18 protein-coding genes are annotated in these 20,863 nt (G+C 70.6%); 13 read left to right on the top strand and 5 right to left on the bottom strand.

Annotation, left to right across the window (positions count from 1 at the left end; translation table 11 throughout):
- Positions 1-126 precede the first annotated feature (126 nt).
- The 3 genes from crcB to ACFWX1_RS24705 are packed head-to-tail and all read right to left on the bottom strand — an operon-like array spanning position 127 to position 1,252.
- Positions 127-501, bottom strand: coding sequence for a fluoride efflux transporter CrcB (crcB, locus tag ACFWX1_RS24715; protein WP_378391042.1), 375 nt, complete (start codon positions 499-501; stop codon positions 127-129).
- The gene (locus ACFWX1_RS24710; RefSeq protein ID WP_378391040.1) at positions 498-839 is read right to left on the bottom strand and encodes a DUF190 domain-containing protein; all 342 of its coding nucleotides are present in this window, start codon (positions 837-839) and stop codon (positions 498-500) included. Before ACFWX1_RS24710 ends, crcB begins: the two co-directional genes overlap by 4 nt.
- Positions 839-1,252: a fluoride efflux transporter FluC gene (locus tag ACFWX1_RS24705; RefSeq protein WP_378391038.1), complete on the bottom strand. Its 414-nt coding sequence runs from the start codon at positions 1,250-1,252 to the stop codon at positions 839-841. The genes ACFWX1_RS24710 and ACFWX1_RS24705 overlap by 1 nt, the downstream gene beginning before the upstream one ends.
- Positions 1,253-1,399: 147 nt before the next feature.
- Here ACFWX1_RS24705 and ACFWX1_RS24700 point away from each other — a divergent pair, with 147 nt between their 5' ends.
- Genes ACFWX1_RS24700 through ACFWX1_RS24680 form a run of 5 tightly spaced genes read left to right on the top strand, consistent with a single transcriptional unit; the run spans position 1,400 to position 8,067 of the window.
- On the top strand, positions 1,400-2,854 hold the full coding sequence (locus ACFWX1_RS24700) for a pyridoxal phosphate-dependent decarboxylase family protein (protein ID WP_378391036.1): 1,455 nt from the start codon (positions 1,400-1,402) through the stop codon (positions 2,852-2,854).
- Positions 2,851-4,152 carry a lysine N(6)-hydroxylase/L-ornithine N(5)-oxygenase family protein gene (locus tag ACFWX1_RS24695; protein ID WP_378391034.1) on the top strand — a complete coding sequence of 434 codons (1,302 nt, stop codon included), beginning with the start codon at positions 2,851-2,853 and terminating at the stop codon, positions 4,150-4,152. Before ACFWX1_RS24700 ends, ACFWX1_RS24695 begins: the two co-directional genes overlap by 4 nt.
- 2 nt (positions 4,153-4,154) lie before the next feature.
- Entirely contained in the window at positions 4,155-5,945 is a 1,791-nt protein-coding gene (locus ACFWX1_RS24690; RefSeq protein WP_378391033.1) for an IucA/IucC family protein, read from the top strand.
- Entirely contained in the window at positions 5,942-7,273 is a 1,332-nt protein-coding gene (locus tag ACFWX1_RS24685) for a glutamine synthetase (protein ID WP_378391031.1), read from the top strand. Before ACFWX1_RS24690 ends, ACFWX1_RS24685 begins: the two co-directional genes overlap by 4 nt.
- A gap of 56 nt (positions 7,274-7,329) precedes the next feature.
- On the top strand, positions 7,330-8,067 hold the full coding sequence (locus ACFWX1_RS24680; protein WP_378391029.1) for a phytanoyl-CoA dioxygenase family protein: 738 nt from the start codon (positions 7,330-7,332) through the stop codon (positions 8,065-8,067).
- A 652-nt stretch (positions 8,068-8,719) separates the two neighbouring features.
- Here ACFWX1_RS24680 and ACFWX1_RS24675 read toward each other — a convergent pair.
- Positions 8,720-10,009, bottom strand: a complete 1,290-nt coding sequence (locus ACFWX1_RS24675; RefSeq protein ID WP_378391027.1) for a DUF222 domain-containing protein — start codon at positions 10,007-10,009, stop codon at positions 8,720-8,722.
- Positions 10,010-10,197: 188 nt separating this feature from the next.
- Here ACFWX1_RS24675 and ACFWX1_RS24670 point away from each other — a divergent pair, with 188 nt between their 5' ends.
- Positions 10,198-11,325, top strand: coding sequence for a serine hydrolase domain-containing protein (locus ACFWX1_RS24670; protein ID WP_378391025.1), 1,128 nt, complete (start codon positions 10,198-10,200; stop codon positions 11,323-11,325).
- A 111-nt stretch (positions 11,326-11,436) separates the two neighbouring features.
- On the top strand, positions 11,437-11,877 hold the full coding sequence (locus tag ACFWX1_RS24665; RefSeq protein WP_378391023.1) for a YybH family protein: 441 nt from the start codon (positions 11,437-11,439) through the stop codon (positions 11,875-11,877).
- A gap of 20 nt (positions 11,878-11,897) precedes the next feature.
- Here ACFWX1_RS24665 and ACFWX1_RS24660 read toward each other — a convergent pair whose 3' ends face one another.
- Positions 11,898-12,371, bottom strand: coding sequence for a hypothetical protein (locus ACFWX1_RS24660; RefSeq protein ID WP_378391021.1), 474 nt, complete (start codon positions 12,369-12,371; stop codon positions 11,898-11,900).
- A gap of 122 nt (positions 12,372-12,493) precedes the next feature.
- Between ACFWX1_RS24660 and ACFWX1_RS24655 the strand changes: the two genes are divergently transcribed.
- The 6 genes from ACFWX1_RS24655 to ACFWX1_RS24630 all read left to right on the top strand — a co-directional run bounded on the left by ACFWX1_RS24655 (position 12,494) and on the right by ACFWX1_RS24630 (position 20,858).
- Entirely contained in the window at positions 12,494-14,407 is a 1,914-nt protein-coding gene (locus tag ACFWX1_RS24655; protein ID WP_378391020.1) for an intein-containing Rv2578c family radical SAM protein, read from the top strand.
- Between the two features lie 98 nt (positions 14,408-14,505).
- Positions 14,506-16,278, top strand: coding sequence for an aspartate--tRNA ligase (aspS, locus tag ACFWX1_RS24650; RefSeq protein ID WP_378391018.1), 1,773 nt, complete (start codon positions 14,506-14,508; stop codon positions 16,276-16,278).
- On the top strand, positions 16,278-17,219 hold the full coding sequence (locus ACFWX1_RS24645) for a DUF389 domain-containing protein (protein ID WP_378391016.1): 942 nt from the start codon (positions 16,278-16,280) through the stop codon (positions 17,217-17,219). The genes aspS and ACFWX1_RS24645 overlap by 1 nt, the downstream gene beginning before the upstream one ends.
- Positions 17,220-17,297: 78 nt before the next feature.
- The gene (locus ACFWX1_RS24640) at positions 17,298-18,482 is read left to right on the top strand and encodes a phosphotransferase (protein ID WP_378391014.1); all 1,185 of its coding nucleotides are present in this window, start codon (positions 17,298-17,300) and stop codon (positions 18,480-18,482) included.
- A 90-nt stretch (positions 18,483-18,572) separates the two neighbouring features.
- Positions 18,573-19,430, top strand: coding sequence for an SGNH/GDSL hydrolase family protein (locus tag ACFWX1_RS24635; protein ID WP_378391012.1), 858 nt, complete (start codon positions 18,573-18,575; stop codon positions 19,428-19,430).
- A gap of 51 nt (positions 19,431-19,481) precedes the next feature.
- On the top strand, positions 19,482-20,858 hold the full coding sequence (locus ACFWX1_RS24630) for a replication-associated recombination protein A (protein ID WP_378391010.1): 1,377 nt from the start codon (positions 19,482-19,484) through the stop codon (positions 20,856-20,858).
- Positions 20,859-20,863 lie beyond the last annotated feature (5 nt).

Raw genomic sequence — 20,863 nt, 5'->3', positions numbered from 1 at the left:
GCGGCGCGGGCCGGGCGCGGGGGGGTGGGTAGGGGGTGATCTAGGCTCCACATTAGTTCGCGTGTGGTGTTTTGGGCGTGTCGACCGGCCAAACACCCGACGAAAGTCCCCTTCAGCTCGCGTGAGTCAGGACCAGAGAGCCGAGGCGAGCAGCAGGCCCACCGCGCCGGAGGCGAGACCCGCGAGCACCGTGACCACGACGTTCAGCACCGCGTAGAGCCGCGTCTTCTCCAGGAACAGCCGCAAGGTCTCGTAGCCGAACGTCGAGAACGTGGTCAGCCCGCCGCAGAAGCCGATCGAGACCAGCGACCGCACCGCCGACGGCTGCCCGCCGTGCAGCGCCCACCCCGACAGCAGGCCGAGGATCAGCGAGCCCGCGACGTTGACGGTCAGAGTCCCCCACGGGAACGCCGAGCCGCGCCACTGCTGCACGCGCCGGTCGGCCAGATACCGCAGGATCGCGCCGGCACCGCCGCCGAGCGCCACGAAGAGCAGGGTCACTTCGGCTGCCTGCCGACGTAGCGGACCACCTCGACCTGGTCGAGCGTCACCAGCCCTTCGCCGATCAGCTCGTCCAGCTGCGGCAGGAACGCGCGCAGCCGTGCTTCGTCGTCGATGATCACGACCACCACCGGCAGATCCTCCGACAGCGAAAGAATCCGTGTCGTGTGGATCAGCGAACTCGCGCCGTAGCCTTCGATCCCGCGCAGCACCGACGCCCCGGCCAGCCCGGCGTCCCTGGCACGGCGCACGATCTCGTGGTAGAGCGGTTTGTGGTGCCAGTGGTCGTCCTCGCCGACGTAGATCGTCAGGCGGGTGGCGGTTCCCGATTCCTCCATCACTGTCCCTTTCGGAGGGTGACGCTCCTGGCGGCGACGAGTCCCGCCGCGACCGCGCACAGGCACAGCAGTACCGACGCCGCGACGTAGCCGAGCCCGGCCAGCACCCGGCCGGTGCTCAGCGCGTCGAGGGTGTCGACGACGAACGTCGAGAACGTCGTGAAGCCGCCCAGCACCCCGACGCCGAGGAACGGCCGCAGCAGGTGGTGCGGCTGCGCGGTGGCGGTGATGACGGCCATCAGCACGCCGATGAGCAGACAGCCCAGCACGTTCGTGAGCAGCGTCGACACCGCGAACGCGCCCCGTGCGTGCGGCAGCGCGACCGACAGGCCGTAGCGGGCGAGGCTGCCGAGTGCCCCGCCCGCGCCGATTGCGAGCAGGACGTCCCAGCGGGTCGCCGGAGTCACAGGCATACCCAGCAGTTTCTCACCCGATGGCGGACGCGTCGCGGCGGGCGAGTCGACCATGCTGGACGCCGGGCGCCACCCGGATGCCGGGCTCCGGACGGTGTCCGTATTGTTGCTCAGGGTAGGCAAGGCAACCCTAAGAAAGGCGGGTACATGCGCGAAGAGTCCCTCGCCGGTGGTCAGGGCGGCGCCGCCCGGCTCGGTGAGCTGATCCCGGTCGCACTGGGCGGGATGGCCGCCGGTATCGCCGAACGTGGCGGACCGGTACCCGCGGGCGGGCCCGCCGCGGTCGCGGCCGCCCTCACCGCGGCCGGGGGCGGGACGGGGACCCTGCCCAGGACCGGCGTCGGCGCCGAGCAAGCGCTCGCCGAGCTGAGTCACCTGCTCGCCGCCGGCTCGGCCGATCCGGCGGACCCGGCCTGCGCCGCGCACCTGCACTGCCCGCCGCTGGCCGTTTCGGTCGCGGCCGACGTCGTCGCGGGGGCGCTCAACCCGTCCATGGATTCCTGGGACCAGGCCCCGGTGGCGAGCGAACTGGAACGCGCTTTCACCACCGGGATCGCCCGGTTGTGCTACCCGGACACGCCCGGCGCGGACGCCGTGGTGACCTCCGGCGGCACCGAGTCGAACCTGCTCGGCCTGCTGCTCGCCCGCGAGGCTTCGCCCGGTGTCCCGGTCCGCCCGGTGTGCGGGGCCAACGCGCACCACAGCGTCGCGCGCGCCGCGTGGCTGCTCGGCCTGCCCACCCCGGTCGTCGTGCCCTGCGAGGACGACCGCATGGTCCCGGCCGCGCTGGCCGGGGCCCTCGCGGCGGTGGACGGCCCCGCGGTCGTCGTCGCCACCGCCGGGACCACCAACACCGGCGCGATCGACCCGCTGCCGGAGATCGCCAGGGTCTGCCGCCGCGCGGGCGCGCGGCTGCACGTCGACGCGGCATACGGCGGAATGGCGTTGTGCAGCACCGAATTACGGCCGCTGCTTGCCGGGCTGGAACTCGCCGACTCGGTGGCGCTGGACATGCACAAGTTCGGCTGGCAGCCGGTCGCGGCGGGGCTGCTCGCCGCCCGCGAGACCGCCGACCTCGCCGCGCTGAGCGTGCGCGCGGAGTACCTCAACGCGGACGACGACACCGAGGCCGGGCTGCCGGATCTGCTGGGCCGCTCGATCCGGACGTCGCGGCGTCCCGACGCGTTCCGCATGGCGGTCACCGTGCGGGCGCTGGGCACCGACGGGATCGGCGCGCTGGTCGAGCGGTGCTGCGCCACCGCGTCGGACGTCGCGGCGATGATCGGAGCGCATCCCGCGCTGCGGCTGCTCGCCCCGCCGCCACTGTCCACTGTGGTCTTCCGGCCGACTGTCGCCGATGGACTGTCCGAAGCGGACGAACTCGTCGCCGGGATCCGCCGCGTGCTGCTGGAGGCGGGCACCGGGGTGATCGGCCGCGCCGCGCTCCCGACCGGGCCGGACGGGGCGCCGCAGCTGTGGCTCAAGCTCACGCTGCTGCACCCGCACGCGAGGGCCGACGACTACCGCGTGCTGCTGGAGCGGGTGGTCGCCGCGGCGGAGGCCGAATGCGCGGCAAGGCCGGGAAGCCCGGTGGCGTCATGAGGTCCTATGACGTGGCGGGCGTCGGGATCGGCCCGTTCAACCTTTCCCTCGCCGCGCTGGCCGAGCCGGTCAGCGGGCTGGACGTCGCGTTGTTCGAGGCACGCCCGGAATTCCGCTGGCATCCCGGCCTGCTGGTCGAGGGTGCGACGCTGCAGGTCCCGTTCCTCGCCGACCTGGTGTCCCTCGTGGACCCGACCAGTCCACTGTCCTTTTTGAACTACCTGCGGGAGCGCGGGCGCCTGCTGCCGTTCTACTTCGCCGAGCGGTTCCACCTGCCGCGCGCGGAGTACGACGACTACGGGCGCTGGGCCGCGTCGCGCCTGCCGGGCTGTCACTTCGGCCATCGGGTGACCGGGGTGCGCTGGTCGGCCGAGCAGGAAGCCTTCGAGCTGACGATCTCCGGCAGGGAACCCGTGCTGGCGCGGTCGGTCGTGCTCGGCGTCGGTTCGGTGCCGTCGGTGCCGGAACCGCTGCGCGCGTGCGTCGACGACCCGGGCACGCTCGCTCTGCATTCCGCCGACTATCTGACCCATCGGGACGCGTTGCTGGCAGCGGAGACCGTGACCGTGGTCGGCTCCGGGCAGTCCGGCGCGGAGGTTTTCCTCGACCTGCTGCGTTCGCGATCCACAGTGGACGGCCTGCGCTGGCTCGCGCGCACCCCCGCGTTCGCGCCGATGGAGTACTCGAAGCTCGGGCTGGAGCAGTTCACCCCCGACTACACCGCCTACTTCCGTGGCCTTCCCGAAGCGGTGCGCGACGAGCTGCTGCCCGCGCAATGGCAGCTGTACAAGGGGATCGACGGCGAGACGATCGCCGCCATCCACGACGAGCTGTACCGGCGCAGTATCGGCGGCGGCTGGCCGGACGTGACGCTGACGCCCGGCGTCGAGGTCGTCTCGGCGTCTACTGTGGACGGCGGATTCTCCTTGGAGGTCCGGCATGTCCAGCAGGACCGGACCGCCGTCGTGCGCACCGGCGCGGTGGTGGCCGCCACCGGATACGCCGAAACGCCGACCGGCCCGTTGCTGGCCGGGCTCGGCGACGCCGTCCACCGGGACGCGCGGGGACGGCTGAAGATCGGCGCGGACTACCGGGTGGAACTCGACGCGGCCATCGGCGGCACGCTCTTCGTGCAGAACGCGGAAAAGCACACGCACGGGCCGGGCGCGCCGGATCTGGGGCTGGGGGCGTGGCGCGCGGCCGCGATCCTCAACGCGGTGTGCGGCAAGGCGGTCTACGAACTGCCCGCGCGCACCGCGTTCACCACGTTCGGGATCGGGAGTGGACAGGAAGGGTGAGGATGGACAACGCGGGAGCCTGGCGGGCCGCCGGTGCGCTGATCACCCACAAGATGCTCGGCGAGCTGTCGTACGAGGCGATGCTCGTGCCCGAGGTGGGGGAGGAGGCCGAGCGGGGCCACCGGAGATGGCGGTTGAACCTCCCCGGCGGCGTCGTCTACGCCTTCCAGGCGCGGCGGGGCGCGTTCGAATCGTGGACGGTCCTGCCCGGCAGCGCCACCCGGCAGGTGGGCGATGGTCCGGCCGTGCCCGTCGACGACCCGCGCACGCTGGTCGTGGATGCCAGGAAGACGTTGGGGCTGACCGGTTTGCGGCTCGCCGACGTGCTGGCGGAGCTGACCGCGACAGTGACCAACGAAGCCGCGCGGCTGCGGCGGGCTCCCTCGGCGGCCGAACTGTCCACGATGGACTACAACCTGGCCGACGGTCATCTCACCGGCCATCCGCGGCTTGTGCTGAACAAGGGCAGGGTCGGGTTCTCCGCTGCCGACCGCGCCCGGTTCGCTCCGGAGGCGGGGGCGGACATCCGGCTGCGCTGGCTGGCCGTGCACCGCGACCACGCCGAGTTCCGCTGCGTCGACGAACTGAGCGCGAAAGCCTTGCTGGAAGGCGAACTCGACGAGTCGCAGCGCGCGGAGTTCACCGCGCGGATCGCCGAGGCAGGAGATCCCGCCGACTACGTCTGGGTGCCGGTGCACCCGTGGCAGGCCGACGAGATCGTCGGCACGCTGTACGCGGCCGAGCTCGCCACCGGAGCGATGATCGACCTCGGCGAGCCGGCGGACCACTACCGTCCACATCAGACTGTCCGGACGCTGGCCAACCTGTCCAGGCCCGATCGCCACGACGTCAAGACCGCCGTGTCGGTGCGGAACACCCTGGTCTACAGAGGACTCAACTCGGCGGCGACACTGGCGGGGCCGTCGGTGACGTCCTGGCTGCGGCGTATTCACGACGCGGACCCGGTGCTTTCGGAGAAGTACCGGTTCGAACTGCTCGGCGAGGTCGCGAGCGTTTCGGTGCGGCATCCGCTGTTCGGCGCGCTGGAGGAACTGCCGTACCGGTTCCACGAGACGCTCGGCGCGCTGTGGCGCGAGCCGCTGGTGGCGCGGCTGGCCGAGGGGGAGCGGGCGATTTCCTTCGCCGCGCTGCCGTATCGCGACGCGGACGGGGTGTCCGTCCTCAGTGTACTTATCAGCCGGTCCGGGGAGAGCGCCGAGCAATGGCTGGCGCGGCTGTTCGACCTGCTGCTCACCCCGCTGCTGCAATGGCTGCTGCGGTACGGAGTCGGCTTCTGCCCGCACGGCCAGAACCTGGTGCTGGTGACCGACACCGAGGGACGTCCGCTGCGCGTGGTGATCAAGGACTTCGCACAGGGCGTCGACCTGATGGACCAGGAGCTGGACTGCTACGCCGATCTGCCGCCCGAGGCGGCCGCGGACATGCTGCGCTGGGCGCCGCACCTGCTCGCGCAGTCGCTGTTCAGTTCGGTGTTCTCCGGGCAGCTGCGGTTCTGGGCGGAAATCCTGCTCGACGATATCGGGCTGGAGCGGGCCCGGTTCTGGGAGCTGGTGCGCGCGGTCGTCGGCCGGTACCGGGACGAGAATCCCGACGTCGCCGAGCGGTTCGACGCGTGCATGCTGTTCGCGCCGGACGTCGAACGGGTGACCTTGAACCGCGAGCACTTCGCCGGGCAGGGCTTCGACAAGGTCGAGCGGGACGACGAGTTCGACGTACGCTGGGGCCGGGTGCCGAACCCGCTGTCCGGGCCGGATCCGGACGGCGCGTGGTGAGCCCGTTCACGCGGCCGGTCGGTGCGCGCTCGCTGGCCGCCCGCGCGGCGGCGGCGAGCGCGGCGGCACCGGTGCTGCGGGCCGGGCTCGCCGAGCCGGGCGCGCGGTTGCTGCTGGTGGTGCCCGATCCGCACGCGCGGTTCGCGGCCGTGGAACTGAACGCTCCATTCGCGGCCGAGGTGCTCGACGACGGCTACGGCGTGTGCAGTTACGTTTTCGCGTGGACACCGGAACGGGAACCGCTGCCGGTGCCGGAAGGCAGCTCGGTAGCTCGCTATATCGGCGGATTCGGGGATCTGCCGGCCCGGCCGGACCCGGCGTCCGCGGTGCCGCTCGGCGACCGGGCATGGGCGGTGGTCGGCGACGTCGCCTGGCCGAGCGGCGAACCCGCGACGTTGGCGCCCCGGGAAATCCTGCGCGGGCAGCTCGCGGCGCTGGAGGAACTGGGGCTGACGCCGTCGGTGGGAATCGAGCACGAGGTCGTCTTCCGTGACGCCGATGGCGAGCCGCTCACGCCACACGGCGTGGATTACGCCCTCGGCGGCACCGAACGGCTGGCGCCGCTGCTGGCCGATCTCCGATCCGCTTTGGACGGTGCGGGGCTCGGCGTCGAATCGGCGCGGGCGGAATGTCACCCCGGGCAGTACGAGATCGTGCTCCGGCACCGTGACGCGCTGGCCGCCTGTGACGATATCCTGCTCCAGCAGCTGATCGTGCGCCGCACCGCCGCCGCGCACCACGTCACCGCCGACTACGCGGCGGCACCCGAACCCGGTCACGGCAACTCCGGCCATGTCCACCTTTCACTGTCCACAACGGATGATTCGCCGCTCGATGCCGGGATTTCCGGCCCGCTGTCCGGGTTTCTCGCCGGGGTGCTCCGGTACGCGCGAGCGCTGACACCGATCTGGGCGCCGACCTGGAACAGCTATGTACGCCTGCGCACCGCGCCGTTCTCGCCGCGGGAGCTGCGCTGGGGCGTCGACGACCGCACCGCGTCGATCCGGCTCGCCGGGCGCGGTGCCGGCCAACGGCTCGAGTTCCGCTTCGCCGGAGCCGACGCTTCGCCGCACCTCGTCGTCGCCGCGTTGCTGGCCGCCGGTCGCGCCGGACTCGCCGAAGGCTCGACGCCACCACCGGCCGGGCAGACCGTCGGCGAACTGGCCACGACACCATGGGAGGCACTGGCGGCCTTCGAGGAGGACGCGCCGAAACTGCTGGGCGAGGACGTCGCCGAGCTGATCGCGGCACTGCTGCGAGCGGAGATCGACGCCGGGCTCGACGCCGTGACCGATTGGCAGCGCGCCCGCGCCGCCCTGCGCTCCTGACCGGTTCGCCGGAAAACCGTTCGCCGCCATGGCGGGTCGCCGCTACGCTGCCGATCATGCTGGATCAGCGACGGCTGGACGAGTTCGCCGAACGCGGTTTCGTGGTGATTCCTCAGGCGGTGCCGGAGAACGCGGTGGCGGAGGCGGCGCGAGGCATCGATGAGCTGGTGGCACGCGACCCGCCGGGAGCACAGGTCGTCGGGCCGCATTTCTACTTCCCCGACGCGGCCGACGTCCCGGCCTTGCTGGCGCTGGTCACCGAGAGTCCTGCGTGGTCGTACGCGGAATCGCTGGTCGGCCCCGGAAACCTCGAGGTGCCGGGGCAGGTGCAGATCGCGCTGAACATCCCGCCGTTCTCGCACCGGCCCGGCGGGCACCACCTCGACGGTTACCCGCCAGGCCCGGACGGCCGGCCCTACACGTTCACCATGCTCGCCGGGGTGCTCATGTCCGACCAGCTCGGCGAGGACGGCGGCAACCTCTGGGTCTGGCCGGGCACGCACCTGACGCACGCGGAGTACTTCCGCGAGCACGGTCCCGACGCGTTCCTCGCCGCGGGCGGCTATCCGCCCATCCGGCTGCCCGAACCCGAGCAGATCCGGGGCAGGGCCGGGGATCTGCTGCTGGCACACTACCTGCTCGGGCACAACATCGGCGGCAACATGACGGACCGGACACGGCGCGCGCTGTACTTCCGGCTGAAGCGGACCGGCCACGGTCCGCGGTGGCGTGAGTTCCTCCAGGACCCGTGGCTCGACTACGACCCGCTCCGATCCACGCCGCGCGGGGAGTGAATGTCCTTTGTGGACCACGGGTGTCCCATCGCCCTGTCGGGGTGCCCGAAGGTCATGTTCGAGATGTGTGTTGGCATCTCGTGAAGCCCAGCGGCCCGCGTCCCGCTCCTCCGAGGAATGTGCGCTTGCGTGCCCTGACGGCAGGGTGCAGATGGTGTAGGTGGGGCCATCGTCTCTGGCTGAGTGCCCGGCGTGGCAACGGGCAGCGAAGCGTTCGGGCGAGAGGTCGCGAATGGCGCATTGAGGATGCTCAACCTGGATCCGCTGATGTGCCACGCGGCTCTTGTCCTTTGTGGATTGGTGGGCCGTGAAGGCCTCCTTCCCAGCACTGAGCGCCGGGAAGGAGGCCTTCACGGCATTGTGGACGCCTCCGACCATGCGACTCACGGGGTGAAAGGGGGCCCGCTGTGGTTGCTGGTGCAGGAAAGTGGACTCGCGGTCGCGACCCCCAGCGCCGAGCGGCCGTTTACGTCTCGTTGCGCGCGAAAGCCCTCCGGGCGCACACCCGAATGGCGGATCCAGGCTCAAGGTCGCGAATGTGCCATTCGCGACCTTGGCCACCGCGAGAGAGCCAACCCGCCGCTACCTCACACTGAGAGAACCGGACTGTGGCCAATGGGTAGAGCGGCCTCAGGCGCTCGTTCCCTGCGGTTCAGGTTCTGAGGTGGATGGTGTTGCGTCGGGGTGTGCGGGTCGCGTCCAGCCAGGCAGGCGGCACGAACTCGGGGAGTCCGTCGCTGGCGATCCGGACTTCCCATTCAGAGTGGTGGATTACCTTATGGTGGACAGAACATAAGAGTACGAGATTGTCCACTTTGGTCTCGCCATGGTGTGCCCAATACACCACATGATGCGCCGTGCATCGGTAAGCGGGCGCATCGCACCCCGGGAACGCGCAGCCGCCATCGCGGCGGGTCAATGCCCGGCGGATGGCTGGGGTGGCCAGCCGTTGGGCGCGGCCCACGTCGAGGGGTTCGCTGTGCGAGCCCAGCACCATCGGGATGATCTTCGCGTCGCAAGCCAGTCGCCGTGCTTCGGCGGCGGTGATCTCCCCGAGCAGATCGAGAGTGGCCTGCCCGATTCCGGATCGTAGTTCTTCCAAGCTGACGGTGACGACGATGTGGGTGGCTTCTCCGGCTTGGGTGGGCAGGTCGGGATGTTCGGCCCACATGCGCACCAACTCCGAGAACGCGCAACCGCGCCGTTCCCACTGGGTTCGAGTGTCGCGGCCCTCTTCCTCGGTGGCGGGTCGTGGCTTCGCGAGCGGATCCAGCATCGCTTGCAAGCGTGCGGAAGTCTCATCGTCTACCCGGGCCTTGATCTGATGCCCGCCATCACGGTGCGGGGCGATCGAGAACTCGGGCTGGAATGGTTTCGGTTCCCGGGTTTTCGGCTCTTTCCCGTCGGGGTCGAGCTGGCTCAACAGGCGTCGTCCGGCGGCGCGGATTTCGCGGGGACCAGCCGCGCGGGCGAGTTCGGCGAGGATCTTCTCCGCCTGTTCCCGATCCTGCACCGACACGGTCTGGGGAAGCTTGTCCAGCACCCGCAGGATTTCGTCGATCTGCGCGGCCCCGACCGCACCCTCGGCAGCGGCCTGCGCGGTCGCAGGCGCAGTAGATGGCTGCTCACCGGAAGTCAGGTCGCGGGTGCCGTTGAGCGCCAGTGCCCGTGCCGCGCGAGCTTTCGCCTCGGCGTAGGGAATATTCAACGTCTCCTGCAGCAGCCGCACAAGACTTCCGTAGCCGGTGGTGTCGCGTATCCCGCGCCGTTCCAGCTCGGCCATGACCTCGCCCTGGACAGCGGCTTCACGACGCTGCACACACTCGGACTCCAGAAGCCGCTCCAGCAGGCAGCCGACATCCTCGCGCCACCACTCGGTGCGCGATGCGGAGGTGCTGCTGTCGACTGACATACCTCCACAATACGCCACCTGATCGAACATGTGTGCTATCGATCGGGTGAACCTCTGGAACGCACTTTTCCTTGCTATGTAAGGGTTTTGCCTCCTCCGGGAACGTGAGTGTCCTCCGTGACGCGTTCGGGACAGGGACGTCGTGTCATCGGGATTTCATCGGCTGTGATTAGCGTCCGATCCGCGAGCAACACGACTCGAAGGTGGGGAGCACAACAGTGTCGAAGAGAACTGTCACCTGTGCGGTGGCCGTCATGGCGGCCGCCGCGTTCACCGTTTCGATTCCGTCCGTGGCCCAGGCCGCGGACACGCATGCCGGTACCAAGGCGTTGCTGGACCGCGCACTGCAGAACGCGCCGGGCGCGGCGGTGTTCGCCGGGAACGCCGCCGGTTCGTGGGTCCTGCAGTCCGGGACCGGCGACACCCAGGCGGCGAAGCCGATCCAGCCGGGCGAACACCACCGGATCGCCAGTCAGACCAAGACGTTCACCGCCGTGGTGACGCTCCAGTTGGCCGACGAGGGCAAAGTCGCGCTGGACACGCCGATCGAGACCTCTCTCCCCGGCGTGGTCGACGGCAACGGCTACGACGGCACCAAGATCACCGTGCGGCAGCTTCTGCAGCACCACAGCGGCATCCCGGTGAACAACAACCCGCGTCCCGCGCGGAACCCCGATGGTTCCTACACGTTGCGGGAGGTGGTTCGCGACGGGCTGAGCCTGAAGCCGAACTCGGCGCCGGGCACCAAGTTCGAGTATTCCAACACGAACTTCGAGATCCTCGGCCTGCTGATCGAGAAGGTCACCGGGCGGTCCGCTGGCGAGGCGATCACCGAGCGGATCATCAAGCCCCTTGGTCTTCAGGCGACCGGTTATCCGCGTGGTGGCGACCGGACCCTGCCCGCGCCGTACGTGCACGGATACGCCGGCGGCCGGGTCGGCCCGATCTTCTTCTGGGTGGACAACACCACGAACGTGGAACCGTCGATGTTCGGCACCGCCGGGGCGATCGAGTCCACGATGTCCGACGTCACGGCGTTCTACCGGGCGCTGGCCACCGGAAAGCTCGTCTCGTCCGCGGGGCTGGCCGAGATGCGCAAGACGATCCCGTGGGAAGGCGCGCCCGCGGGCTACGACTACGGGCTCGGTTTGGTGAAGCACACGCTGTCCTGCGGTGGCGACGCGTGGGGGCACCCCGGCAACGTCGTCGGCTACGCGACTTGGACGGCGGCCACGGACGACGGGCGCTACGCGACGGTGGTGACCAACACCTTCAGCGCCGCGGCCGGTACCAACGGCGACGACCTCCGGTTCGAGATCCTCGACGCCGCCATATGCGGTCGGTGAACCCCGGACGTCCCGCCCCGCCGGGCGGGACGTTCCGTTCGCGGGCCTGACATTCCGGGGTGCTGCGCCGTCGTACTGGTGACAAGCCGGAATGGAAGGAGTCGAGTGGCGATGACTGCGCAGCGCGAGAGTGACGAGGCCGCGATCAGGCGGCAAATCGACAAAATCGGCGAGGGGCTCCGGGACAGGGATCTCGACGGCCTGGAGCGGCTGTACACGGCCGACGTCGTGTCCTTCGACGTCGAACCGCCACTGCAGCACGTGGGAACGGCGGCGAAACTGAAGAACTGGGCGAACGTGTTCACGTTCTTCGAGAAGGTGCGTTACGAGATCCGCGAGCTGAAGCTCACGGTGGGCGGCGAAGTGGCGTTCGGGCACGGCTTCGGCCGTCTCGGTGGCACGCTGAAGAACGGGACGGAGACGAGCGGAATGTGGGTCAGGGCCACGTTCTGCTTCCGGAAGATCGACGGCATCTGGCTGATCGCGCACGACCAGGTTTCCGTGCCGTTCGACATCACGAGCGGCAAGGGCGTGGCCGACCTCGAGCCCTGACCCGGCGGAGACCGGACCGGTCAGGACCCGAACAAGGATACCCGGACCCAGTTCTCGGTTGGTTTGAGCGCCGCCAGGACAAGGGTCACCACCGCCGGGGCGACCAACGCCGCGAGCACGACCAGGATGATCGGGCCTGCACCCGCTGTGAGGGTGTTGTCCTTGACCTGGACCAAAATGGCCGCCAGTACCGCGCCTTGGACGACCGCCGCCGCGCTGCCCGCGAGAGTGAGCCAGCGTCCCGGCTTCCTCCTGCGATACAACTGGATCCCGCCGATGAACAGGAACGGAGCCTGCACCGCGAATTCGCCTAGCAACAACGGCGGGAAGCTGCCAAGGATGTGCTGCGAGCCCAGGAGAACCACCAAGAGGACGCAGGCCGGAATGGCCGCCAGTCCGCCGAGCACGGCCAGCACTGCGGCGGTCACGGGCACGCCCGCGCCGGACCTCACCGAGCCCGGATGGCCGACCGGCGGTGTAGGTGGGTATTCCATGTTCGTTGCTCCCCAGTTGCGTCTCGACCTTGGCGCACAACACACATCTTGGAGAGGCCGATCAGCGTTACGGCCGGGACGCGCCGGGATGGCACCGAACCGGTTTGACATTGATTTAGAACATGTGTTCGACTGGCGGGGTGCGATGGGAACGACAGCGGGTGGGGGTGGAGCCGGTGCTGCCAGGCCTGGAGGGCCTGGTGCGAACGGTGCGGCCACCGGAGTTCGACGGCGTCACCTTTCACGAGGTGCGGGCTCGTTCGGTCCTGAACAAGGTGCCCGAGGGATCCGGTGTCCCGTTCGGATGGACGGTCAACCCGTACCGCGGCTGCTCCCACGCCTGCACCTACTGCCTGGAGGGCGGCACCCGGATCCTGCTGGCCGACGGGCGCACGCGGGCGTTGTCCGAACTGCGTGTCGGCGACCGGATCTACGGCACCCGCGGGCACGGGGCGGCACGCAGGCTGGTGCCCACCACGGTGCTCGCGCACTGGTCCACGGTGCGGGAGGCGTACCGGGTGACGCTGGAGGACGGCACCCGGCTCGTCGCGGGGGAGGACCATCGGTTCCTGTCCGGGCGCGGATGGCGGTTCGTGACCGGCAGCAGGCTCGGTGTCGCGCAGCGGCCGCATCTGGCCGAGGGCACCGAACTCGTCGGCGTCGGCCGGTTCGCCGCGACACCGGACGACACCCTCGGCTACCGCGCCGGGTACCTGTGCGGGATGCTGCGCTCCGGCGGGTTCGCCGGTGAGCCGGACGCGACGGCGCGCGCGGTGCGGTATCTGCCGGATTTCGGTGCCTCGGTGGGATTTCTGCGTGTCCCGAAGACACCCGACGCGCACTGGCGGCACGGTTTCCTCGCCGGCGTCTTCGACCTCGCGGGCGGCTACCGGCGTGGCGCCCTGCGGATCACGCACGAGGAACCGGAGATCGCCGACGCGCTGTGTGCCGCGCTGGAGGCGTCCGGCTTCGGCTACGACCGCGACGAGCGGCAGCCGGGGAAGCAGCGGGTGAAACTGCGCGGCGGCACCGCGGAGGTGGTCCGGTTCCTGCACGTCACCGACCCGGCGGTGGGCTGGAAGCGGTCGCTCGACGGGACGGCGATCGGCGCGAGCCGCCGCCGGGTGGTCTCGGTCGAGCCGCTCGGGCTGCGGCTGCCGTTGTTCGACATCACCACCGGCACCGGCGACTTCGTGGCCGACGGGATGGTGTCCCACAACTGTTTCGCCCGCAACACCCACACGTACCTGGATTTCGACGCGGGCCGCGACTTCGACACCCAGGTCGTGGTGAAGGTCAACGCGCCGCAGGTGCTGGCCGCGCAGCTGCGCCGTCCCGGCTGGACCCGCGAGCACGTCGCGATGGGCACGAACACCGATCCGTACCAGCGGGCGGAGGGCCGCTACCGGCTGATGCCGGGCATCATCACCGCGCTCGCCCGCTCGGGAACGCCGTTCTCGATCCTCACCAAGGGCACCGTGCTGACCAGGGACCTTCCGCTGCTGGAGAGCGTCGCGGCCGACGTCGGAGTGCGGCTGGCGGTGTCGATCGCGCTGCTCGACCGCGATCTGCAGCGCCGGCTGGAACCCGGCACGCCGAGCCCGGCCGCCCGGCTGGAGCTGGTAGCGAAGGCACGGGCCGCGGGGTTGCCGTGCTCGGTGATGGTGGCCCCGGTGCTGCCGTGGCTGACCGACTCCGCCGAGGCGCTGGACGCGCTGTTCGGGCGGCTCGCCGAGGTGGGCGCGAGCCGGGTCACCGTGCTGCCGCTGCATCTGCGGCCCGGCACCCGCGAGTGGTTCGCCCGGTGGCTGGCCAGGGAGTACCCGGCGCTGGTGCCGCGGTACAAACAGCTGTACGCGCGCGGCAGCTACGTCACGAAGGCCTACCGCGAACGGCTCGGCGAACGGGTCGGGCCGCTGCTGCGGCGGCACGGTCTCGACCTGCCGGAGAACCTGCCCGAGCAACGCGGCCACCGCGTCGAACCGGCCGTCGAAGCCGCCCCGGCGGACCCGGCGGAGCAGCTCCGGCTGCTGTGAGCACCCGGGCCTGGTGACGCCGTGCCCGGTGCGGTTCGTTAGCCTGTGCGCTTGGCGAAAACCGCCCGGAATCCCCCTGCCGAAGGAGAGCAGTCGCAGTGCTCCGCACTCACCAAGCCGGCACCCTGCGTGCCGAGCATGCTGGTCAGACCGTCACCCTCACCGGATGGGTGGCGAGGCGGCGCGATCACGGCGGCGTGATCTTCATCGATCTCCGGGACGCGAGCGGGGTCGCCCAGGTCGTCTTCCGCGAGGGCGAGATGGCCGAGCGCGCACACCAGCTGCGCTCCGAGTTCTGCGTCCGCGTCGTCGGCGAGGTCGCGACGCGGCCCGAGGGCAACGCCAACGCCGAGATCCCGACCGGCGACATCGAGGTCCTCGCGACCGGGCTGGAGGTGTTCTCCGAGGCCGCGCCGCTGCCGTTCCCGATCGACGACCGCGTCGACGTCGGCGAGGAGGTCCGCCTCAAGCACCGCTATCTCGACCTGCGCCGCGGCGGCCCGGCCGCCGCGATGCGCCTGCGCAGCGAGGTCAGCCGGGTGGCCCGCGAGGTGCTGCACGAGCAGGACTTCGTCGAGGTCGAGACCCCGACCATGACCCGCTCCACCCCCGAGGGCGCGCGTGACTTCCTGGTCCCGGCCCGGTTGCGGCCCGGCTCCTGGTACGCGCTGCCGCAGTCGCCGCAGCTGTTCAAGCAGCTGCTCATGGTCGGCGGCCTGGAGCGGTACTACCAGATCGCCCGCTGCTACCGGGACGAGGACTTCCGCGCCGACCGGCAGCCGGAGTTCACCCAGCTCGACATCGAGATGAGCTTCGTCGAGCAGGACGACGTCATCGCGCTGGGCGAGAGCGTCGTGAAGGCGCTGTGGAAGCTCATCGGCCACGAGATCCCGCTGCCGATCCCGCGCATCACCTACGCCGACGCGATGGCGAAGTACGGTTCGGACAAACCGGACCTGCGCTTCGACCTCGAACTCACCGACATGACGGAGTTCTTCGCCGACACGCCGTTCCGCGTGTTCCAGTCGCCGTATGTCGGCGCGGTCGTCATGGAGGGCGGAGCCGACCAGCCGCGCCGCCAGCTCGACGCCTGGCAGGAGTGGGCCAAGCAGCGCGGCGCGCGCGGGCTGGCGTACATCCTCGTCAACACCGACGGCACGCTCGGCGGGCCGGTCGCGAAGAACCTGTCCGAGACCGAGCGCACAGGCGTCGCCGCGGCGGCGGGCGCGAAGCCGGGCGACTGCATCTTCTTCGGCGCGGGCAAGGCCGCCGACGTCCAGCCGCTGCTGGGCGCCGCGCGGGTCGAGATCGGCAAGCGGCTCGGCCGGATCGACGAGAACGCCTGGTCGTTCGTGTGGGTGGTCGACTTCCCGATGTTCGTGCCGGTCGAGGAGATCGGGGACGACGTCGCGGTCGGCGGTGGCAAGTGGACCGCGCTGCACCACGCGTTCACCTCGCCGACGCCCGACTCGATCCCCAAGCTCGCCGACGACCCGGGCGATGCGCTGGCCTACGCCTACGACATCGTCTGCAACGGCAACGAGATCGGCGGCGGGTCGATCCGTATCCACCAGGCCGCGCTGCAGAAGCAGGTCTTCGAGATCATGGGCCTGAACGACGAGGAGGCGCAGGAGAAGTTCGGCTTCCTGCTCGACGCCTTCCAGTTCGGCCCGCCGCCGCACGGCGGTATCGCCTTCGGCTGGGACCGGATCGTGATGCTGCTGTCGCGTTCGGACTCGCTGCGGGACGTCATCGCGTTCCCGAAGACCGGCGGCGGGTTCGACCCGCTGACCGCCGCACCCGCCCCGATCACCGCGCAGCAGCGCAAGGAGGCGGGTATCGACGCCAAGCCGGTGCCGCCCGCGAACTGATGCTGCACCTGAGGGCGGTGTGCCCGCCGGAACGGACCGAGGAAGCACTCACCGTCCTGCGGGCACACGCCGGGACGGCACATCTGATCGCGCACCGCGGTGTCGCGGTGAGCCCGCCGGGCGACTTGATCGAAGCAGACGTCGCCCGCGAGGCCGCCGACGAAATCGTGGACGCGTTGTGCGCGCTCGATCTCGACCACAGCGGCGGAATCACGCTGGAGGCCGTCGACACGGCGTTGTCCGACGCGGCCGACGCCGCGGAGGAGGCGGCTCCCGGGGAGGGCGCGGATGCCGTGGTGTGGCAGGAACTTCTCGGCCGCACGGGCGAGGAATCCCGCTTCAACGCGACATTCCTGGCGTTTCTCGCCATCGCCTGCCTGCTCGCCGCGGTCGGGGTGCTCACCGATTCGGCGGTCACGATCGTCGGCGCGATGGTGGTGGGCCCGGAGTTCGGGCCCCTCGCCGCGGTCGCGGTCGGGCTGGTGCTGCGGCGGTGGGATCTGGTGCGCCAGGCCGGGACCGCGCTCGCGATCGGGTTCCCGGTGTCGATGCTGGTGACGTTCGGCGTGGTGCTGCTCGGCTCCGTCACGGGACTTTTCGACGTCGACGCGGTGGTGAACAACCATCAGGTCGATTTCGTCTACAAGGTCGGGCCGCTCTCGCTCGTCGTCGCGCTGCTGGCGGGCGCCGCCGGGATGCTCGCGATGACGTCGGCCAAATCCGCCGCGCTGGTGGGGGTTTTCATTTCCGTAACGACTGTGCCCGCCGCGGGTTACGCGATGGTCGCGGTCGTCGCGGGAAACTGGCTACGGTTCCTCGGATCCCTCGGCCAGCTCGTCGTGAACCTCATCGGAATCGTTGCAGCTGCGGCCATTGTGCTGATGTTGCGCCGTCGCGTGCAACGTTCCCCCTCGATGGAACGTCCGCTTTCACGCGGGTGATCCTTCTCATCCGCACCGCAGCCGCTTGTCCGGATGTCAGTGGTCATGGTTGCTCAGTCACGAGTAGGGTCGGTGACAATGACAGTCGACACCTCCTCCGCCGACGACTCCACCGTCGGAGCAGGAGCCGAACACCTCGCCATCGCGGCGGCGGTCGCGGCCGGCGAGTCCGTTCTCGCGCGCCGCTTCGGCAGCGCGATCACGCTCGTCGCCCCGGAGGATCTCGCCGGGAGCGGCCCCGCGACGGTGGTCAGGACCCGTGTCGCTTCCTCCCCGTTCTCCTTGCCGCGCACGCTGGTCATCAAGCACTACCCGGATCCGCCCGAACCGGGCAAACCGGATCCGTACGCGCAGGAAGCCGTCAGCTACCAGTTGTTCACGGCGCTGACGGCGGGGGAGCGGATGTGCCCCGAACTGCTGGCGCACGACGCGCGGGACCGGGTCCTGGTGCTTGACGATCTGGGCCGCGCCCCGACGCTGGAAGACAAGCTGAACGCCCGTGACTCCCGCGCCGCCGAGCGCGCGCTGCTGTCGTGGGCACGCTCGCTGGGCAGGCTGCACGCCGGGACCGCCGACCGCGAGGCCGATTTCAACGCCCTGCTGCGGCGGCTCGGCGGTCCGGTGAAATGCGCGGACCTCACCCTGCCGACGTGTGAGCGGGTCGCGGAGCTGCTCGAGGAGAAGCTCGACGTGCCGACGCCGGACGCGATCCGCGAACGGCTGTCGCAGGCGGCCGAGCAGGCGCGTTCCCCGGCGTACCGGGCGTTCAGCCCGGTGGACCTCAGCCCGGACAACAACCTCGTCACCAGCGCCGGGGTGCGTTTCCTCGATTTCGAACGCGGGCTCGTGCGCACGGCGCTCGTCGACGCCGCGTACCTGCGAATCCCGTTCGCTTCCTCGCCCGGCGCGCTGGCGCTGCCTGCGGGGATGAGCGAGGCGATGATCGCCGCGTGGCGTGCCGAGGTCGTCGCGGTGTGGCCCGCCTTCGCCGACGACGAGCTGCTGGCCGAGCAGCTGACCACGAGCGAGATGCTGCTGGTGTGGCTGCGCACCTTCGAGATGCTCCCGACGCTGGACCTGAGCCGTCCCGCGACACCGGTGAGCCGCGAGGCCGCGCTGGTCACGTGGTGGCGTGAGCTGGCGAAACACGCCGGGTACGCGCGGCTGACGGACATCGCCGAGCACGCCACGCGCGTCGCGGCGGCGCTCGGCGCCCGGCTGGGCCCGCACTCCGACCTGGCCTACTACCCGGCGTTCCGGTAGCGCCCCGCCGGGTAGCGGGCGCACGCAACTTTCGCCGACGCGTCCTCGCCGCGTTACCCAGTCATCACCGCAGGTGAGTTTCGATGCCCGATGGTCGTCAGCGTGACCGTGATCGGCATCGAAGTCACCGAGTTCCCCGAACCCCACCAGCCGCGCCGCCCGCACCTCGTGCCGGTGGCCCGCCGCGCCGGACGGCTCGCCGTCCTCGGCGATTCGACCGCCGTCGGCCTCGGCGATCCGCTGCCACGCCGCGGTGGCTGGCGCGGGGTCGGCCCGCTGGTCGCCGCCGCGCTCGGCGTCGAACCGGACGGCTACCTCAACCCGTCGTTCACCGGCGCGCGGATGAGCTGCGTGCGCCGCGATCAGCTGCCCGCCACGGTCGCGCACCGGCCGGACGTCGCGCTGCTCGTGGTGGGCATGAACGACACGCTGCGCCCGGACTTCGACGCGGACGCCATCGCGGCCGACCTCACCGTGGTCCTGCGTGAGCTGGCCGCCGTCGGCACGACCGTGATCCCCGTGCGCTACCACGACCACGCGAAGGTGTTCCGGCTCCCGGCGTCGATCCGCCGCGCGCTGAGCGCCCGCGTCGCCGAGCTGAACGAGGCCATCGACACCGTCGTCGAACGCGAGGGCGTGCCGTGCCTGGACCTCGCCACGATGCCCGGCGCCTACGACCTCGCCGCGTGGAGCGTCGACCGGCTGCACCCGTCCGAGCTGGGCCACCGCATGCTTGCGCGGGGATTCACCGCGCTGCTGGCCGAATCCGGGTTCGAGATCGTCGAACCGGTGAGCCTGACCTGTTCCGGCGGCGCCGACCCGGGCACCGCGGCGCACGTCGGCTGGCTGGTGTTCAAGGGGATCCCGTGGCTGTGGCGCCGCGGCGGCGAGTTCCTGCCCTACGCCGCGGCCATCATGTGGCGTTCGTTCCGTGAGCGGGCTCGCTGACGCCGGATCCCGTGGCCGGGAGTGTCGGGGGTAGCGGCTAACGTCGACACCGTGGCGCAAGACGAACTCTTCACGGTGAACCCCGACCTCGGCCCGCCCCCGGAGCCGACCGAGGCGAACCCGGAGCTCACCCAGGCGGACCCGGCGAGTTCGCCGCTCGCGGTGCGGATGCGCCCGCGCTCGCTCGGCGAGGTCGTGGGCCAGCAGCACCTGCTGCGCGAGGGCGCGCCGCTGCGCAGGCTCGTCGAGGGCGCGGCACCCGCGTCCGTGCTGCTCTACGGTCCGCCGGGGACGGGGAAGACGACGCTGGCGAACCTCGTCTCCATCGCCACCGGGCGCCGGTTCGTCGCGATGTCGGCGCTTTCCGCGGGGGTGAAGGAAGTCCGCGGCGTCATCGAGGAAGCCCGGCGCAGACGGGCCTACAACGCCGAGAACACCGTGCTGTTCATCGACGAGGTGCACCGGTTCTCCAAGACCCAGCAGGACGCCCTGCTCGGCGCGGTCGAGGATCGCACCGTCCTGCTCGTTGCGGCGACCACCGAGAACCCGTCGTTCTCCGTGGTCTCGCCGCTGCTGTCCCGCTCACTGGTGCTCCAGCTGCGCCCGCTGACCGACGACGACATCGTTGAGGTGCTCGAACGCGCGCTCGCCGACGAACGCGGTCTCGGCGGCGAGCTGACGCTGACCGAGGACGCGCGCGCCCACCTCGTCCGCCTCGCCGGCGGCGACGCGCGCCGCGCGCTCACCGCGCTGGAGGCGGCCGCCGACGCGGCGGGTTCGACCGAGGCCAAGACGATCGACCTCGCCGTCGTCGAGTCCACAGTGGACAAGGCGGCGGTGCGCTACGACCGCGACGGCGATCAGCACTACGACGTCATCAGCGCGTTCATCAAATCCATCCGCGGGTCCGATGTGGACGCCGCGCTGCACTACCTCGCCCGGATGATCGAGGCGGGGGAGGACCCGCGGTTCCTGGCACGGCGCCTGGTGGTGCACGCGAGCGAGGACATCGGGATGGCCGACCCGACGGCACTGCAGGCGGCGGTCGCCGCCGCGCACGCGGTCCAGTTCATCGGGATGCCCGAGGGCAGGCTCGCCCTGGCACAGGCCACCGTGCACCTCGCGACGGCGCCGAAGTCGAACTCCGTCATCACCGGCATCGACGCGGCACTGTCCGACGTCCGCTCCGGCGGGATCGGCACCGTGCCACCGCATCTGCGCGACGGGCACTACGCGGGCGCGAAACAGCTCGGCAACGCGCAGGGCTACCGCTACCCGCACAACGTCCCGGAAGGCGTGCTGTCCCAGCAGTATCCGCCGGACGAACTGGTGGGCAAGGACTACTACCACCCGACACAACGCGGAGCCGAACGGACACTCGCCGAACGCGTGCCGAAGCTGCGCCGGACCATCCGCGGCGAACGGTAAAGACC

This window comes from Amycolatopsis sp. NPDC059021 (genome assembly GCF_042739895.1).
Classification (GTDB): Bacteria; Actinomycetota; Actinomycetes; order Mycobacteriales; family Pseudonocardiaceae; genus Amycolatopsis.
The sequence above is the reverse complement of the archived record's forward strand: the minus strand, read 5'-3'. Positions and strand labels throughout refer to the sequence as shown.

Bases quoted from the DNA above. Each gene is read 5' to 3' on its own strand.
- ACFWX1_RS24710 (WP_378391040.1), bottom strand. From the start codon at position 839: ATGGAGGAATCGGGAACCGCCACCCGCCTGACGATCTACGTCGGCGAG.
- ACFWX1_RS24705 (WP_378391038.1), bottom strand. From the start codon at position 1,252: ATGCCTGTGACTCCGGCGACCCGCTGGGACGTCCTGCTCGCAATCGGC.
- ACFWX1_RS24700 (WP_378391036.1), top strand. From the start codon at position 1,400: ATGCGCGAAGAGTCCCTCGCCGGTGGTCAGGGCGGCGCCGCCCGGCTC.
- ACFWX1_RS24695 (WP_378391034.1), top strand. From the start codon at position 2,851: ATGAGGTCCTATGACGTGGCGGGCGTCGGGATCGGCCCGTTCAACCTT.
- ACFWX1_RS24690 (WP_378391033.1), top strand. From the start codon at position 4,155: ATGGACAACGCGGGAGCCTGGCGGGCCGCCGGTGCGCTGATCACCCAC.
- ACFWX1_RS24680 (WP_378391029.1), top strand. From the start codon at position 7,330: ATGCTGGATCAGCGACGGCTGGACGAGTTCGCCGAACGCGGTTTCGTG.
- ACFWX1_RS24675 (WP_378391027.1), bottom strand. From the start codon at position 10,009: ATGTTCGATCAGGTGGCGTATTGTGGAGGTATGTCAGTCGACAGCAGC.
- ACFWX1_RS24665 (WP_378391023.1), top strand. From the start codon at position 11,437: ATGACTGCGCAGCGCGAGAGTGACGAGGCCGCGATCAGGCGGCAAATC.
- ACFWX1_RS24660 (WP_378391021.1), bottom strand. From the start codon at position 12,371: ATGGAATACCCACCTACACCGCCGGTCGGCCATCCGGGCTCGGTGAGG.
- ACFWX1_RS24655 (WP_378391020.1), top strand. From the start codon at position 12,494: ATGTGTTCGACTGGCGGGGTGCGATGGGAACGACAGCGGGTGGGGGTG.
- ACFWX1_RS24645 (WP_378391016.1), top strand. From the start codon at position 16,278: ATGCTGCACCTGAGGGCGGTGTGCCCGCCGGAACGGACCGAGGAAGCA.
- ACFWX1_RS24640 (WP_378391014.1), top strand. From the start codon at position 17,298: ATGACAGTCGACACCTCCTCCGCCGACGACTCCACCGTCGGAGCAGGA.
- ACFWX1_RS24635 (WP_378391012.1), top strand. From the start codon at position 18,573: ATGGTCGTCAGCGTGACCGTGATCGGCATCGAAGTCACCGAGTTCCCC.